This is a genomic window from Niabella ginsenosidivorans (assembly GCF_001654455.1).
In the GTDB taxonomy this organism is placed as follows: domain Bacteria; phylum Bacteroidota; class Bacteroidia; order Chitinophagales; family Chitinophagaceae; genus Niabella; species Niabella ginsenosidivorans.
Genome location: NZ_CP015772.1, coordinates 2,703,635 through 2,721,329, shown reverse-complemented (window position 1 = coordinate 2,721,329; position 17,695 = coordinate 2,703,635). Strand labels below are relative to the sequence as shown.

Below are 17,695 nucleotides of genomic sequence, written 5' to 3'. Positions count from 1 at the left end.
GTATTTTAGAATGTTACATTAATGCCCAATAAATAGTTGCGTGTGGCAGGGGTGTTATAACCCACGGTCAGCAATCTTCTTTGTCCGTAGTCATATGCTACAGCCATATTGGAACTATCATTAGCGTATGAATTGGTTTCCGGATCCATGCCGGACTCTTTATGATAAGGTGAAAAGAATACAAAAGGATTTTGAACCGTACCATAAATGCGCATTCTGTCTATACCAATGGATCTCATCCATTTTTGAGTGAAATTATATCCCAATGACACGGTGCGGATCTTCATATAGGATGCATCAAAGTATCCAAGTGTAGATCCGTATTTCGGATTGTTGCTGTTTTTGGGACCACTGGGATCGGGATATTTTCCACCGGGGTTATCTTCTGTCCAGTAATCAATTTTTATTTGCCCTCTGCGCCCGTCTTCCAGGTTCAGGTAACCGTTTGACCCGTATAATGTGCTGTTAAGGATACCGCCGTGCTGAAAAGTTCCTACAATGGTCAGGTCAATATTTTTGTAAGCTACCCTTGTATTAAAACCTCCCAGCCAGGCAGGGTCGGCATCCAGGATCTGCCTGTCATCAGACCCGATCACTCTTGCAGGGGAGCCGTCTGCGTTATAGGTGCCGGTGTATAATACCTTTATCATTCCCACCTGCCCGCCACTTCCTTCATATTCCTTTACGGCAGTGGCTTCATCGGCCTGCCAGATGCCGATCCTCTTATAATCAAAGATCACATTTAAAGGATGGCCCACAAAAAGCCAGTTGCTTTCATCCCGGGTCTGGCCGGAAGCAAGGCTTACAATCCTGTTTACATTCCGGTAAATATTTACACCGGCTTCCCATGTCCATCCGTTTTTGTTATCAAGTATGATCCCGTTCAATGAAAGTTCCCAGCCCTTGTTCTGTGTGGAACCAACATTTCCTGTATAACTGCTTACGCCTGATGTTGCGGGCAGCCCAACACTCAATAACAGATCTTCTGTTTTTGTAATGTAATATTCTGCCGTACCAGATAAACGGTTCTGGAAGAGGGAAAAATCCAAACCTAAGTTTTGGGTCTTGGAATATTCCCAACCTAAATTTGGGTTGGGCAACTGTGTTACGTAATATCCGATCGCATTGGTTGCGCCATAGTTATAGGGCCTTGTGCTCAACAGCCCTAAGGTAGCATACGGTGCTACGGATTGGTTGGAAGTTTGCCCGTAACCTGCACGCAGCTTTAAAGCATTGATCCAGGTGACATTTTGCAGAAACGACTCTTTATTGATGTTCCAGCCTGCAGATATTGCGGGATAGGTGTGCCATTTATGACCGGGCGCCAGTCTTGAGGAAGCATCTGAACGTACCGTTGCGCTTACCATGTAGCGATCAGCATAGGAATACATAATGCGCCCCATATATGACATCAGGCCGCTTTGCCAGTAGCTTTGATTGTTAGGGTCGATCGTAATATCATCATTGCTGCCTGAAGATGTTTGCCCCAGGTTGAAATACTGAAAATTATCCCCGGCTATATTTCTCCTGCTTATGGAAGAGCTGTTATAGGTAATCTGCTCCGCGGAATACAGGGCTACCGCATTTATTTTGTGCTTTCCCGCAAAGGTTCTGTCGTAAGTAAGTAAATTTTCAATGGTCCATTGTGTGGTAAGCGCATTGCTGATGGATGCGGAGTTAGGGTTTGCAGGGTCCGAGTTAAAAACGCCGATACCGGTGTAACTGCCGGTATTGCTGGTGCGGTAGTTGCCCCCTAAATTAACACGGGCCTTTAAGCCCTGAACGCCGGGTATCTTCAACTCTCCATATACCGAGTTATAGGAACCAAAGGCTTTTGTTCTGTTAACATACTGATCGCCGAGCGCCCCCATTGTTCCTCTTGTGTACACCCACTGAACGTCCTGTGGCATGGCTACTACTCTTTTAAAAGAGCCGTCTTCATTATAGGGATTGGCCAGGGGCGACATGCTTAATACGCCATACATACCCAGGTTGGCGCCATCCGTTATATTATAATTATTGTTTGAGGTAAATCCGATACGGAACAGTTTGCCTATTTCCTGGTCCAGTGAAGCCCGTATGGAAAAACGGCTGTATTGAGATAAGGGGATAGGGGCTTCATCCTGATAGTAGCCAACGCCTACCTTATACTGGCTTTTTGCGGTGCCGCCTGCAACGCTCAGGTCGTGGTTTTGTACAATGGCGTTCCTGTAAAACAGATCCTGCCAGTCCGTATTCACGGCTCCGGAAGTATCTTCATCTGCTCCCGGGTTTTTATTTAAACCGGCTCTTTTGCGTAATGCCAGGTATTCGGGTGTTTCCATCATCGGGTATTTGATTGCCTGCTTAATGCCATAGTAGCCGCTATAGGTTAGCTGGGCCTTTTGCCCCCTGTTGCCTTTATTGGTGGTGACCAGTATCACCCCATTGGCGCCACGGGAGCCGTATATAGCGGTTGCGGAAGCATCCTTCAGGATATCGATGCTTTTAATGTCTTCAGGGCTGATATCGGCAATGGTTCCCGCAAAGGGAATGCCGTCTAATACGATCAGCGGGTCGTTGTCGGCATTTATGGATCGTGTGCCCCGGATGCGTATCTGCATGGTGGCGCCCGGTTTGGTAGATGTTTGTGCCATCTGTACGCCCGCAATACGGCCCTGTAAGGCCTGGGAGATGTTTGCAGCGGGTATTTCATTGAGTTTTGCTCCGCTGATGGATGCTACAGAGCCCGTAACTGCCTCTTTACGCTGGTTACCATACCCGATAACGACCACGGTATTCTGATCACCGGCGTTTTGTACCAACAGGACGTTTACAACAGAGCGTTGATTTATTTTAAATTCCTGTGTTATGTAACCAACTGAAGAAATAACCAGGGTGCTGTTTGCCGGGGCCGTAATAACAAAGTCGCCTGAATTATCGGCGATGACACCGTTGGTAGTGCCTTTTACCTGTACAGAGGCCCCGGACACCGGTTCTCCCGCTTCGTTACTGATATGTCCCAATATTTTGTTACTCTGGGCGTAAAGATGGCCGGACAGCAGCAATAACAGCACTGCCAGACCAGCCATCTGAGTGATTCTGGGCTGCAGTCTGGCGGGTATTGCCTTTTGCAATTTAACAAGCAATGTTTGCATAAAAATGGATTTTTTTGAATATGAACAGACTTTAAACGATTACATCTTTTTTTCTAAAAATTGTTGTTATGATCCTCAAAAGCAACTATAGCGATCTTTATGAGCCATAGCTTCCCGGCTAGTTTTAAATACGAATAGCATCGTTATAATTACCTCAAAAGTGCTATAAAAGCAAGCATACGCCTCATTTAAACTTGTCGTCAGCCCTTCAAAAGGCAGCACAATAACAAATTCAGGCGCTAAAATAATAAGTTTTTTGTAAAAATGAAACCGATTACAATATTTTTTTTCTTATTTTTACTTTTTATTGAAAAAATCAGGTATATGGCCAAGGAAAAAGATGTAACGATATATGATCTTGCCAATGAATTGAATATTTCTGTTGCAACCGTAAGCCGGGCTTTAAAAGATGACCCGGTTGTAAGTAAGAAAACAAAAAAGAAGATCTTCGATCTGGCAGAGAAGATGGGCTACCGCACCAATTTGTTTGCCCGTAACTTAAGAACCGGCGCTACCCGTACCATCGGCTTTCTGGTGCATGAACTGAACAGTAATTTTATAAATTCTGTGCTTTCCGGGGTGGAAAAGATTACTACTGAAGCCGGTTATGATCTGATTATTGCGCACTCTTCAGAAAGCTATACGAAAGAGGCGGCAAATGCAAGAAACCTCTTTGATAAGAGAGTGGACGGGCTTATTGCTTCGCTCTCTTTCGATACCAGGAGCACCGACCATTTTCGCCCGTTTATTGATAAAGGGGTACCGGTTATATTTTTTGACCGTGTGGAAAAAGTTAAAGACACTACTGTTGTTGTTATTGATAATTACAAATGCGGCTACGAGGCCACCAGCCACCTGATAGAGCAGGGATGTAAAAAAATACTGCATGTTACTTCCAGCCTTAGCAGAAATGTGTATGCTGAAAGGTACAGGGGCTACCGGGACGCGTTATTTGATAATGGCATCAGCCTTGATGAGAAGCTGGTGGTTGTAAATGATCTTAGTGAAAGGGCCGGCATCGAATCTGCAAAAAAAATGATGGCAATAGATCCGCTGCCGGACGGCGCTTTTATTACCAACGATTTTGTGGCGGCAGCATTTATTAAAGCCTTAAAAGAACACGGCATCTCTGTTCCGGGCGATGTGGCGGTTGTAGGCTTTAATAACGATGCGATCGGCCACCTGATAGAGCCCACGCTTACTACGATCAACTACCCGGGCATTGAGATGGGCGAAGTGGCTGCCACAGCATTGATCAATCATTTAAAAGGTGTGAGTAACATCAGCCGGATCAATACTGTGATTATTAATTCTGATCTTATTGTCAGGGAATCCTCTCTTAAAAAGGGAAAATGATACCGGTATTTTTTTGATTGCTGTAATGATGAAGAGCTGCTTTTTATATATTTTTCTGATGGCTTCCTTATGTTTGAAAGCGGAGAATGGTTACGAACTCTGGATGCGTTATGTAAGAGTACAGAACCCTGTATTGCTGAAGCAATACCAGTCTGCATTAAAGTATTATGCTATCCAAACAACCTCAGCCACCTTATCAGTTGCTAAAAACGAACTCTTAAAAGGCATTGAGGGCTTAACAGGAAACAGAATCAACGAAACACAGGGTACAGAAAATAATAGTATTATTGCCGGTACTCCTGCCTCATCCGCTTTTATTAAGCGCTTTTTAGACGCGGGCAACTATCATCCAGGCAAAGAAGGTTATATCATTCAGTCAGAAAAAACAGGCAGCAAAAGCAGGATCGTGATCGCTGCTGATAATGATATCGGCGTGCTGTATGGTGTTTTTGCCTTTTTACGGCTGCTGCAAACCGAACAGAATATTCATGACCTGTTTATAGAAAGCAGCCCGAAGATACAATACCGTATCCTGAATCATTGGGACAATCTGAACCGGACAGTTGAACGGGGTTATGCGGGCGCTTCTATCTGGAACTGGCATACGCTGCCGGACTATATTGATCAGCGGTATATAGATTATGCACGGGCCAACGCATCCGTTGGTATTAACGGAACGGTGCTCACGAATGTAAATGCAAATTCATTAACACTTACAGCTCCTTACCTTCAAAAAGTCAAAGCGCTGGCAGATGTCTTCCGTCCATACGGTATTAAGGTTTTTCTTACCGCAAAGTTCAGTGCGCCGGAAGAGATCGGCGGGTTGAAAACGGCCGACCCGCTGAATGCGGAAGTGAAGAACTGGTGGCGTCAGAAATGTAATGAAATATATGCGCTGATCCCTGATTTCGGTGGTTTTCTTATCAAAGCCAATTCTGAAGGGCAGCCAGGGCCGCAAGGCTATGGCAGAACACATGCAGATGGCGCTAATCTATTTGCAGATGCGCTGGCCCCGCATGGCGGGATCGTAATGTGGAGGGCTTTCGTGTATGATGTACGGGTGCAAAACACCAACGAGCACTTTGGGGAAGGTCATCAGGAAGCAACCGGGAATGCGATCGCCGCCGAAGACCGTTTTAAGCAGGCGTATGATGAGTTTAAGCCGCTTGATGGAAAATTCAGAAAAAATGTTTTGCTGCAGGTAAAGAACGGGCCGATCGATTTTCAGCCGCGTGAGCCTTTTTCGCCATTATTTGGTGCAATGCCGCAAACGCCGCTTATGATGGAATTCCAGCTTACGCAGGAATATCTGGGGCAGGGCACGCACCTGGTATATGAAGCGCCATTATTTAAAGAGTGCCTCGATGCAGACACCTATGCAAAAGGCAGCGGATCTGCTGTTGCAAGGGTCATCGATGGGTCGCTTAACGACCATCCTGTAACAGGAATAGCGGGTGTAGCCAATATAGGGAATGACATTAACTGGACGGGTCACCCCTTTGGGCAGGCCAACTGGTATGCCTTTGGCCGGCTGGCGTGGGATTATCATCTGTCATCCGCACAGGTTGCCGAAGAATGGTTACGGCAAACTTTTTCAAACAATAAGATTTTTATAGCCGCAGCTCAAAAGATCATGCTTGCGTCCAGGGAAGCAGTGGTGAACTATATGACACCGCTTGGGCTGCATCATATTATGGGTACCGGGCATCATTATGGCCCAGCTCCCTGGGTGGATAATGCCGGGCGGGCAGACTGGAACCCGGTGTACTATCATAAAGCGGATGCGGCAGGGATCGGGTTTGACAGAACAGCCGCCGGCAGCAATGCATTGGCGCAATACCAGCCGGAGGTGCAAAAGCAATGGAACAATAGAAGCACCTGCGATGAAAAATATTTATTGTGGTTTCATCATGTTCCGTGGAGCTTTAAAATGAATACCGGCCGGAGCCTGTGGGATGAATTGTGCTATAAATATAACGCCGGTGTTGATTCAGTAAGGTGGATGCGGGAACAATGGAACAGGCTGAACGCTTATGTGGATGCAGAAAGATTCACCAGCATTAAACTATTGCTGGGCATACAGGAAAAAGAAGCCGTATGGTGGCGAAACGCCTGCCTGCTGTATTTTCAAACGTTTTCCAAAATGGCCATACCATCAAAGTATGAGCAGCCCGATAAAACATTAACGTACTATAAATCCCTCAAATTCCTTTATGCACCCGGTATAGGTGGAAATTTATAAGTTGTGAAGCGAAGTGTTCTTTTAATATTATTTATCGCTGTGCAAACGGGTATATTGTTTGCACAACATTTTGTTTCGCAAACAAATACCGGATCGGATTTCCCGGTAGCATCTGGGGAAGGAGTTGCTGCCATTTATGTAGATAAGGAGGATGACTGGCTGGTGCATAAAGCTGCTGCTTTGTTGCAACAGGATATTGCAGCCGTAACCGGTAAGAAACCTGAAATGGTTGCGTCTCCTTTTTCTGCCCCCGACGTTATTGTTATTGGCACCCTTGCGGGGTCAAAAGCCCTTCAGCAATTAATAGCAGCAAAAAAGATCAGTGTTGACCGTATTAAAAATAATTGGGAGGCATTTAAGGTGCAAACCATCAGCAATCCTGTTAAGGGCGTCCGGAATGCTTTGGTAATTGCCGGAAATGATAAGCGGGGTGCAGCATATGGAGTGTTTACCTTATCCCGGCAATTAGGTGTATCACCGTGGTATTGGTGGGCAGATGTGCCGGTAAAAAAGAAAGCGGAAGTGTTTGTGAAGAAAGGCGCATATACTTATGGCACCCCGTCTGTAAAATATCGTGGTATTTTTATCAATGATGAAGCGCCAGCATTCAGTGGTTGGGCCAAAGAGAAATTTGGAGGCATCAATCATCGTGTTTATGAGCACGTATTTGAACTGTTGCTCCGGCTGAAGGCAAATTATTTATGGCCCGCCATGTGGGGAAATGCTTTTAATGACGATGATACGCTCAATGCTGTTCTGGCCGATAAGTGGGGCATTGTAATGGGTACTTCGCACCACGAACCCATGCTGCGTGCACAACAGGAGTGGAAGCGTTACGGCAGCGGTACATGGGATTATACAAAAAACGATTCGGTATTGCGTGCTTTCTGGAAAAAGGGTATTGAAAAAATGGATCATCACGAAAGCATTATTACTATTGGAATGCGTGGTGATGGCGATGAGCCAATGACCAGCGGCACTGCCATAGATCTGTTGGAACGCATTGTTGCAGATCAGCGAAACATTATAGAGGAAGTAACCCGTAAGCCCGCCCGGGAAACCCCGCAGCTTTGGGCATTGTATAAAGAAGTGCAGGACTATTACGACCAGGGTATGCGTGTACCGGATGATGTTACCTTATTATTATGCGATGATAACTGGGGAAATATAAGACGGCTGCCAAAGCTGAACGAAAAGCCCCGAAGCGGCGGATATGGCATTTATTATCATTTTGATTATGTTGGCGGCCCCAGGAATTATAAATGGATCAATACCAATAATATTGCACGGGTCTGGGAGCAGATGCACCTTGCCTATGCATACAATGCAAGGCAGATATGGATCGTCAATGTTGGCGATCTGAAACCGATGGAATTTCCTGTTTCTTTCTTTCTGGATTATGCTTACAATACAGATCAGTGGACCGCAGAGAACCTGAATGTGTACTATCAGCAATGGGCAAAGGAGCAATTCGGAGCAACCTGCGCGAAAGCAATTGCTGCTATTCTTGAAAAGTATGCACAATATGCATCAGGAAAAAAGCCGGAGTTGCTGAATGCTGAAACGTACAGCCTTGAAAATTATAATGAAGCGCAGAGAGTGACAAAGGATTGGAATACCTTGCTGGCGGATGCAGGTGAAATAAACAGCAGACTGCCGGAAACCTATAAGGCTGCTTATTTTCAGCTGGTATTGCATCCCGTAAAAGCCTATTCCAATCTTCAGCATTTATATACAGCTGTTGGCTGGAATCATTTTTATTATCAAAGGAACGACCCGCTTGCGAACAGGTATGCAGAGGAAGCAGAAAGATTTTATAAGAAGGATTCATTGCTGACTATTGAATATCACCAACTGAATAATGGTAAGTGGAATCATATGATGGACCAGAAACATATTGGTTACACGTACTGGCAGGAACCTCCTGTACAAAAAATGCCTGAAGTAAAAAAGGTTACTGGTTCAGCTGCCCAAAGTATCAGAACCATTCCCCCTTCGGTAACAACAGCTCAGAAATTAATACCATCAGGAACAACGGGTACTGTTTTTTATGAAAAGGATGGGTATGTTTCCATAGGGGCATCTCATTTTACAATAAAAAAGGATACTGCCGGTATTTACTGGAAAAACATACCCGGTATTGGCAGAGAGGGCGATGGTATTACCGCCTTTCCGGTGACGGCTTCCATACAGGGTATTCACTCTGCTGCGCCGTATTTGCAATATGATTTTTATACCTATGATACCGGGGTCGTCATACTGAATGCCTTTTTTTCTCCCACACTTAACTTTCATAATGATTCAACAGGCCTGCAGTACGCCGTTTCAATAGACAATGATGCTCCACAGATTATTTCTGTCAATAAAGATGAAAACCAACCGGGCGTTTGGGATAAATGGGCGGCCGATAATTGTATTATAAAAACTACTAAACATTTTATAAACAAAGCCGGTAAGCACAGTATAAAATACCGGATGATCAGCCCGGCTGTAGTATTGCAAAAAATAGTACTTGATCTGGGCGGACTGAAGCCATCTTATCTTGGTCCGCCGGAAACGATTTTCAACAATAAATGATTACGGATATGATAAAAAGAAAATTATTTATTCTTTCTGTTCCGGCTCTTTTGCTGGCTGGTTGTATGGGCAGCAAAAGGATGATGGCGCAACCAATACCGTCATTAAAGGAACTGTTTAAGAATGACTTTCTTATTGGCACAGCGATGGATGCCAGACAGATACGGAAGGAAGATGCGGTAGCTGATGCGCTTATTCAACAGCAGTTTAATGCTGTAACACCAGAAAACTGTATGAAAGCCGAGAATATCCAACCAGGCTGGGATACTTATGATTTTGATCTGGCAGATCAGCTTGTGGCGTATGCACAAAAGAACAATATGAAAGTAAATGCACATACGCTGATATGGCATAGCCAGTTGCCTGCTTTTCTTCATAAAATACAGGATGCCGATTCTGTGCGTATGTATTTCGAAAATCATATAAGCACGGTTGCCGGCCGCTATGATGGCAAAGTGTATTCCTGGGATGTGGTGAATGAAGCGCTGAATGATGATGGTACTTTGCGCAAATCAGTATTCCTGGATAAATTGGGCGATAACTACATTGTTGAAGCCTTCCGGCTGGCACAAAAAGCCGCACCGCATACAAAGCTGTATTATAATGATTATAATATTGAACAGCCGGCAAAAAGGGCAGGTGCTATTGCCATTATCAAAAAGATACAGGCCGCCGGTGTGCGTATTGATGGCGTAGGCATTCAGGGGCACTGGAAAGCAGGAGCCGTGCCTCTGAAAGACGTAGAAGAAAGCATTAAAACGTTTGGTGCTCTGGGCATTGAAGTGCTGTTTACAGAGCTGGATTTAACGGTGCTGCCCAATCCCTGGGATCATAGCACGGCCGATGTGAGCGCTACTGCGCAGGGAAATGAAAAGATGAACCCCTATGCGACCGGTCTGCCGGATACGGTTCAGCAAACCCTTGCAAAATCATATGAAGACCTGTTTAAGCTTTTTGTAAAATATAAGAAGCAGATAGGCCGCATCACTTTCTGGGGGGTTAACGACGGGCAGTCGTGGCTGAACGACTGGCCGATCAGCGGGCGTACCAACTACCCTTTATTGTTTGACAGGAGCTTTAAGCCCAAGTCTGCTTTTTATAAGGTTATTGCAACGGCAAACGGCCGGTAATAAATTTTCATCTTCTAAAAATAGTTTATGAATGAACAGGGTTTCACAGCAGGGGAGCAGGTAATAACAACTACATCCCGTATTCCCGGGAAGCTTTCGGTATATGAAAAGATGGGTTATAGCCTGGGCGATCTTGCAGCCAATCTCGTTTTTCAGACATTAATGACTTACCTGGCCTATTTCTATACGGATATTTACGGCCTTGAGCCCAAACATGCTTCTGTGCTGATACTGATCGTAGGATTGGTTGCGGCGTTTGGATTTAATCCCATCATTGGTGCACTGGCAGACAGAACCAATTCCAGATGGGGAAAATTCCGCCCTTGGATCTTATTTACAGCAATACCGCTTGGAATAGTGGCATTGCTTGCTTTTAGTACTCCTGATTTTTCTTATAAAGGCAAAGTGATCTACGCGGTGGTTACCTATACTTTGTTACTATTGTTATATGCGGCCAACAACCTGCCTTATTCCGCGTTAAGCGGTGTTATAACAGGCGACATGAAAGAACGGAACAGCTTATCGTCCTATCGGTTTGTAGCGGTAATGTTTGCACAATTCTTTGTACAGGTCTTTATGCTGGCCATTATTATATCAGCCGGCCACGGAGATAAATCCTTGGGAATAGAAAAAGTGATGACATGGCTGGCCGTCATCGGAACGGTTCTATTGCTGATTACCTTCTTTACTACCAGAGAGCGTATTGTACCCGCCCCCGGGCAAAAGTCGAGCCTGAAGGAAGACCTGGGAGATCTGTTCAAAAACCGGCCATGGATCATCATGCTGGTGCTCACCACGCTGGTATTTATCACGCTTTCCATGAAAGGCGGTTCCTATGTTTATTATTTTAAAAATTACGTGGATAAGGACAGCCTTACTGCTTTTATAACTCCTTTTATGCGCTTTTTTTCCGGCATAGGTCTCAATGTGTTTGAAGAGGACCCGGTATCTGCAGGTTTCGGATTATTTAATGCCGGAGGTATTATTTTCATGATCGTAGGGATCATGCTCTCCCGGCGCTTTGCCAACAGGTATGGAAAGCGGGATGTGTTTGGTATTGCATTATTCATATCTGCCTTGTTTATATTTGCCTTTGTATTTTATCCGCCCACGTCAGTACGGTTGATGTTTATGTCGCAGATCCTTCACGGCTTTTTTTACGGCTTAACCATTCCATTGTTATGGGCCATGATTGCCGATGTTGCCGATTACAGTGAATGGAAGAACAACCGCCGGGCTACGGCCATCATTTTTTCTGCCATGATGGTGGGGTTAAAAGTAGGATTGAGCGTTGGCGGGGCGCTGGTAACATGGATTCTTGGTTTGTACAATTATACCGCCAACAGCAGCACCCAAACGCCACAGGCCATTCAGGGAACAAAGATGCTGGTGAGCGTTTTTCCATCCATCCCCTTTTTGGCAGGGGCCGGACTATTGTTTTTTTATGTGATCAATAAAAAAATGGAAGTGCAGATAGAGCGTGACCTGAAACAGAAAAGGGGTCATAAGGAGTAGCAATTGAAAATTAGTAATTACCTGTAATATGCCTGAAGACAGTATTGAACATATCAATTTTGATGCACTGAATCAGAAAGCAATATCCCAACCATTGGTTACGCATATCTATACGGCAGATCCTTCGGCACATGTGTTCAATGGAAAAATCTATATTTATCCGTCGCACGATATGGATGCCGGAGATGCTTTTGACGATTTAGGCAGTCATTTTGCAATGGAAGATTACCATGTGCTCTCTATGGACAGCCCAACCGGCAAAGCCAGGGACCATGGCGTTGCTTTACATGTAAAGGAAGTGCCCTGGGCTGCAAAGCAGCTATGGGCGCCTGATGCCGGCGAAAAGGACGGCCGGTATTACCTTTTCTTTCCGGCTAAGGATCATGAAGGTATTTTCAGGATCGGGGTTGCCATCAGCAGTTCACCAACGGGACCGTTCCTCCCCCAACCGCAAGCCATTCAGAAAAGCTTTTCCATTGACCCCGCTGTTTTTAAAGACGATGATGGCAGCTATTATATGTATTTTGGCGGCATCTGGGGTGGGCAGTTGCAACGCTGGAGAACCGGTAAATTCAATGCAGAACAGCCGGAAAGCCCGCTGGCGCATTTACCGGAAGATAATGAGCCGGCGCTGTGCGCAAAAGTTGCCAGGCTTACAGATGACCTTCTGGAGTTTGCAGAAGACGCAAGAGATGTGGTACTACTTGATGAAGCCGCGGGGCCGCTGTTGCAGGGCGATAAGGGAAGAAGGTTTTTTGAAGCCTCCTGGATGCATAAATACAATGGAAAATATTATTTTTCTTATTCAACCGGCGACACGCATTTTATATGCTATGCAATCGGAGATAACCCTTATGGGCCTTTTACCTATGCCGGTCAGATCCTGAAGCCCGTGGTAGGATGGACATCGCATCATTCTATTGCAGCGTTTGGCGGGGAATGGTATTTGTTTTATCACGACAGCAGTTTAAGCAAAGGAGTAACGCACCTGCGCTGTGTAAAAGTGACAAAGATCAGGTATGATGAAAGGGGTTATATAAAGACGATCGATCCGTATAACGGGTTAAACGTTTTGGAATAGCCCGCATTTTCAGGTATAAACGTTCAGTTAAAATGAAGAAGATCCTTTTTATTGCCGGTATATTCCTGTCGGCCACCGTTATGGGACAGGTTGATAAAACAAAGCTTCCTTTCTGGAACGACCGGTTAAGCTTTGAAGAGCGCGTAAACGACCTGGTAAGCAGGCTGACGCTGGATGAAAAAGTAGCACAAATGCTCAATCATGCCCCGGCTATTGACCGGCTGGGCATACCGGCGTATGACTGGTGGAACGAGGTTTTGCACGGGGTAGCAAGAACCCCTTATAAAACAACGGTGTACCCGCAGGCTATTGCTATGGCGGCTACCTGGGACACGGCATCGCTTTATACTATGGCCGGCCAGAGCGCGTTGGAAGGAAGGGCTATTCATAACAAAGCCATTGCTGAAGGAAAAAGCGCCGAGCGCTATCTTGGCCTTACTTACTGGACACCTAATATTAATATCTTTCGGGACCCGCGTTGGGGCAGGGGGCAGGAAACCTATGGAGAAGATCCCTTTTTAACAGCGATGCTGGGAAAAGCTTTTGTAAGAGGATTGCAGGGGGAGGACCCCCGCTATTTAAAAGCAGCGGCCTGTGCCAAGCATTATGCTATACACAGCGGCCCGGAGCCTGTGCGTCATTCATTTGATGTGGATGTAAGCAATTATGATTTGTGGGATACGTATTTGCCTGCCTTCAAAGAGCTGGTAACAAAAGCAAATGTGGCAGGGGTTATGTGCGCCTATAATGCATTTCGTAAAAAACCCTGTTGCGGTAATGATCAGCTGATGATTGATATCCTGCGGAAACAATGGGGGTTCAGCGGTTATGTAACCTCTGATTGCGGGGCTATTGACGATTTTGTAAATTATCATAAAACGCACCCTAATAATGAAGCCGCGGCCATTGATGCAGTAGCCAATGGTACAGATGTTGAATGCGGCAACAGCGTTTATCTGACTTTAACGGACGCTGTTAAAACAGGTAAAATACCGGAATCGGATATCGACAGATCTGTTAAGCGGTTGTTTATGATCCGCATGAGGCTGGGCATGTTCGACCCGCCATCAAAAGTGCCTTATGCCCAAATACCGGAGTCGGTGCTGGAAAGCCCTTCGCACAAGGCACATGCCTTAGAAATGGCACGGCAATCGATCGTTTTGCTAAAGAACGAACAGGGTACGCTGCCTTTGAGCAAGTCAATAAAAAAAATAGCGGTTATCGGCCCCAATGCAGACAATAATATTGCCGTGTTAGGTAATTATAATGGCATTCCGTCAAAAATTGTAACAGCGCTGGGAGGTATTAAAAGCAAGTTAGCCCCCGATGCGGAGGTCATCTACGAACAGGCGGTCAATTTTACAAATGACACTTTATTCAGGGCTGCAGGCAATCTGAATACAAGTTTTACTTATGAAGGCAAAAACGGATTTAAAGCCGAATATTTTCCCAACAGGGAACTGAAGGGCACACCGGTAACGCGGATGGAAGGCATGCCGGACCATTACTGGCAGGAAGGAGAAACAATTGTAGACAGGATAAACGGGAACAATTTCTCGGCACGGTATAGTGCTGATTACCTTGCAGACAAAACAGGAGAACTGCAATTTGAGCTGGAAGGCGATGATGGGTATCGCTTCTATATAAATGATCAGCTGGTAGTGGATGCCTGGGAAAGGAACCGTTGGGGCGCCCGGTTATATACTTTAAAAACAAGGAAAGACAGTGTCTACAAGCTCAGGCTGGAGTACTGGCAGGGAGGGTATAAAGCAAATATCCGGTTAACACCGGGCAACAAGGTTAAAACAGACTTTGCAGCGCTGGCCGGCCGGGTTAAGGATGCGGAGGCCATCCTGTTTATAGGAGGCATTTCCCCGCAACTGGAAGGAGAGGAGATGCCGGTAAGTTACCCGGGTTTTAATGGTGGCGACAGAACTTCTATTATGCTGCCTGCTGTGCAGACGGAACTGATGAAAGCCCTGGAGTCAACAGGCAGGCCCGTGATTTTTGTAATGATGACGGGCAGTGCTATTGCAACGCCCTGGGAAAGTGAAAATATTCCGGCAATTGTGAATGCATGGTACGGAGGCCAGTCGGCCGGTACAGCTATTGCAGACGTGCTCTTTGGCGACTATAACCCTGCAGGCCGCCTGCCGGTAACATTTTACAGGAGTGATGCAGATCTTCCTCCGTTTGAAGATTACAGTATGGAGCATCGTACCTATCGCTACTTTAAAGGAGCGGTCTTATATCCATTTGGACATGGAATGAGTTATACCACTTTTAAATACAGTCATCTCACGACTCCTGTTTCCGTAAAAGATAATACCGGCATTCCTGTAAGTGTCCTGGTTACCAATACCGGGGCCCGGGAAGGCGAAGAAGTTGTTGAGTTGTATGTGTCCTATAAGAATCAGTCCATACATGTTCCTCAAAGGGCATTAAAAGGGTTTCAGCGTATTGCACTGAAGCCCGGCGAAAGCAAAACCGTGCACTTTATTTTAGATGGGGCCGCATTGGCTGTGCCCGGTGCGGATGGTCAAATGATCCGCCCCAAAGGCAACCTGGTCATAAGCGCCGGTGGCGGTCAGCCCGGTGTTCCCAATAAAACAACCAGCAATGTAGTGCAGAAAACGATTGTCATCAATTAAAGATGTTCAGAATGAAAAGCCTGTTGAAGGGGATGTTTTTGTTATCAGCGTTTGCTTCATTGAACGCTTCGGCACAGATAAAACTGCCACGCATCCTGCGCGATAGCATGGTTTTACAACGGAATGCCAAAATAAATATATGGGGCTGGGCTTCAAAGGGAGAAAGAGTATCCGTTCGCTTTAACAGCCAAACATACAGGGCAATAACGGGGAATGATGGAAAATGGGCCGTACAGCTGGCGCCTGTGAAGGCGGGCGGGCCTTATAAGATGGAAATTGCCGGTAAAAATAAAATTATTTTAAAGGAGCTCCTTGTTGGGGATGTATGGTTGTGTGCAGGACAATCGAACATGGAGCATCAGATGAAACTGCATGATATTATTTACGCAAATGAGATTGCCGCGGCTGATTTTCCTCAGATCAGGCAGTTTAAGGTGCCGAACACCGTCAACCTGCAAGCGCCACAGGATGACCTCCCTTCCGGTTCATGGACCTGGGCCGGCCCTGCAGGTGTACGGGATTTTTCCGCGGTGGCTTATTTTTTTGCAAAAGCTTTGTATGAAAAATATCAGGTGCCGATTGGTATTATTAATTCAAGCTGGGGCGGTATTCCTATTGAGGCGATGATGAGTGAAAAGAGCCTGCAGCCATTTCCGGATGTGCTTGCGATAATAGAAAAAAATAAAGATACAGCTTACATCAACCGCTCTGCTCACAATGAGCCTTCCGGGGCGCAGCCATCCAAAATACAGGACAGGGGCCTTACTGAACAATGGTATGCTCCCTCATATCATCCAAAAGGCTGGCGGCCGTTTGCCGTTCCCGGCTATTGGGAAGACCAGGGAGTAAAAGACCTGGATGGAACCGTATGGTTCCGGAGAGAAATTGAGGTGCCGCAACCGATGACCCAACGGGGCGCAAAAGTATTTTTAGGACGTATTGTAGATGCGGATGAACTATACATCAACGGCACTAAAGTAGGCGCTACCTATTATATGTATCCCCAACGAAGGTATGCGGTGCCGGATGGTTTGTTAAAACCCGGTAAAAATCTTTTTGTAATAAAGATCTCCAATAAGGCGGGCAAAGGGGGTTTTGTACCTGATAAGCCTTACCAGCTGATTGCGGGCAACGATACGATTGACCTTACCGGCTACTGGCAGTATAAGGTAGGGGAAGTGAATGCTCCTGCCCGTGGTGGGAAGGCAGGCAACATCGCCTTACAAAACCAGCCCGGCGCGTTGTACAATACCATGATTGCGCCACTGACAAACTATACTTTAAAGGGATTTGTCTGGTACCAGGGCGAAAGCAATACCGGAAATGCAGCTGCTTATGCAAAGCTGCAGCCGGCAATGATCCAGGACTGGCGTGCCAAATGGCAAAGCCGGGATCTGCCTTTCCTGTTTGTACAATTACCGGGCTTTATGGATTACAGTTACTGGCCTGCAGAAAGCGACTGGGCGCTGTTCCGCGAAGCCCAGGCGCAAACCTTATCATTGCCAAACACCGCTATGGCAGTAGCCATTGACCTGGGGGAGTGGAATGATATTCATCCCGACAGGAAAAAAGAAGTGGGAGACCGGCTGGCGCTTGCTGCAGGCAAAATAGCCTATGGCGAGAATATTGTGTACTCCGGCCCTTCTTTTCAATCTGCTGTTATTGATGGAAATAAAATGATGATAACATTCAAAAATACCGGCAGCGGGTTGTGTACCAGTGATGGGGAACCTCCGGCTGAATTTGCTATTGCAGGGGCCGATAAAAAGTTTGTATGGGCCGATGCAAAAATTGAGGGCCGGAAAATAGTGGTATCGAGTAATGAAATTGCAGCGCCCAGGTATGTGCGTTATGCCTGGGCTGATGATCCTGTTCATCCCAACCTCATCAATAAAGAAGGCCTGCCGGCAGCTCCTTTCAGAACCGATGAATAAAAATGTTTTTGGAACAGGCACTTCAAAACAGCGCACACAAATGATATCAGAAGCAGGTATTGAATGAGTTGC

9 protein-coding genes are annotated in these 17,695 nt (G+C 45.9%); 8 read left to right on the top strand and 1 reads right to left on the bottom strand.

Annotation, left to right across the window (positions count from 1 at the left end; translation table 11 throughout):
- Positions 1-5 precede the first annotated feature (5 nt).
- Positions 6-3,137 (bottom strand): SusC/RagA family TonB-linked outer membrane protein, encoded by a 3,132-nt coding sequence (locus A8C56_RS11310; protein WP_067755884.1) that lies wholly within the window; start codon positions 3,135-3,137, stop codon positions 6-8.
- Positions 3,138-3,461: 324 nt separating this feature from the next.
- On the opposite strand from A8C56_RS11310, the gene A8C56_RS11305 reads away from it, so the two are divergent.
- The 8 genes from A8C56_RS11305 to A8C56_RS11270 are packed head-to-tail and all read left to right on the top strand — an operon-like array spanning position 3,462 to position 17,623.
- Positions 3,462-4,493: a LacI family DNA-binding transcriptional regulator gene (locus A8C56_RS11305; protein ID WP_067761924.1), complete on the top strand. Its 1,032-nt coding sequence runs from the start codon at positions 3,462-3,464 to the stop codon at positions 4,491-4,493.
- Between the two features lie 58 nt (positions 4,494-4,551).
- On the top strand, positions 4,552-6,735 hold the full coding sequence (locus tag A8C56_RS11300; RefSeq protein ID WP_245645857.1) for an alpha-glucuronidase family glycosyl hydrolase: 2,184 nt from the start codon (positions 4,552-4,554) through the stop codon (positions 6,733-6,735).
- 3 nt (positions 6,736-6,738) lie between these two features.
- Positions 6,739-9,312, top strand: coding sequence for a glycosyl hydrolase 115 family protein (locus tag A8C56_RS11295; protein ID WP_067755882.1), 2,574 nt, complete (start codon positions 6,739-6,741; stop codon positions 9,310-9,312).
- Between the two features lie 8 nt (positions 9,313-9,320).
- Complete coding sequence (locus A8C56_RS11290; protein WP_067761921.1) at positions 9,321-10,442, top strand: endo-1,4-beta-xylanase; 1,122 nt, start codon at positions 9,321-9,323, stop codon at positions 10,440-10,442.
- A 27-nt stretch (positions 10,443-10,469) separates the two neighbouring features.
- The gene (locus A8C56_RS11285) at positions 10,470-11,957 is read left to right on the top strand and encodes an MFS transporter (RefSeq protein WP_084490168.1); all 1,488 of its coding nucleotides are present in this window, start codon (positions 10,470-10,472) and stop codon (positions 11,955-11,957) included.
- A gap of 28 nt (positions 11,958-11,985) precedes the next feature.
- Positions 11,986-13,038, top strand: a complete 1,053-nt coding sequence (locus tag A8C56_RS11280) for a glycoside hydrolase family 43 protein (protein ID WP_067755879.1) — start codon at positions 11,986-11,988, stop codon at positions 13,036-13,038.
- A 32-nt stretch (positions 13,039-13,070) separates the two neighbouring features.
- Complete coding sequence (locus A8C56_RS11275) at positions 13,071-15,689, top strand: glycoside hydrolase family 3 C-terminal domain-containing protein (protein ID WP_067755876.1); 2,619 nt, start codon at positions 13,071-13,073, stop codon at positions 15,687-15,689.
- Between the two features lie 11 nt (positions 15,690-15,700).
- The gene (locus A8C56_RS11270) at positions 15,701-17,623 is read left to right on the top strand and encodes a sialate O-acetylesterase (RefSeq protein ID WP_245645855.1); all 1,923 of its coding nucleotides are present in this window, start codon (positions 15,701-15,703) and stop codon (positions 17,621-17,623) included.
- Positions 17,624-17,695: the final 72 nt, after the last annotated feature.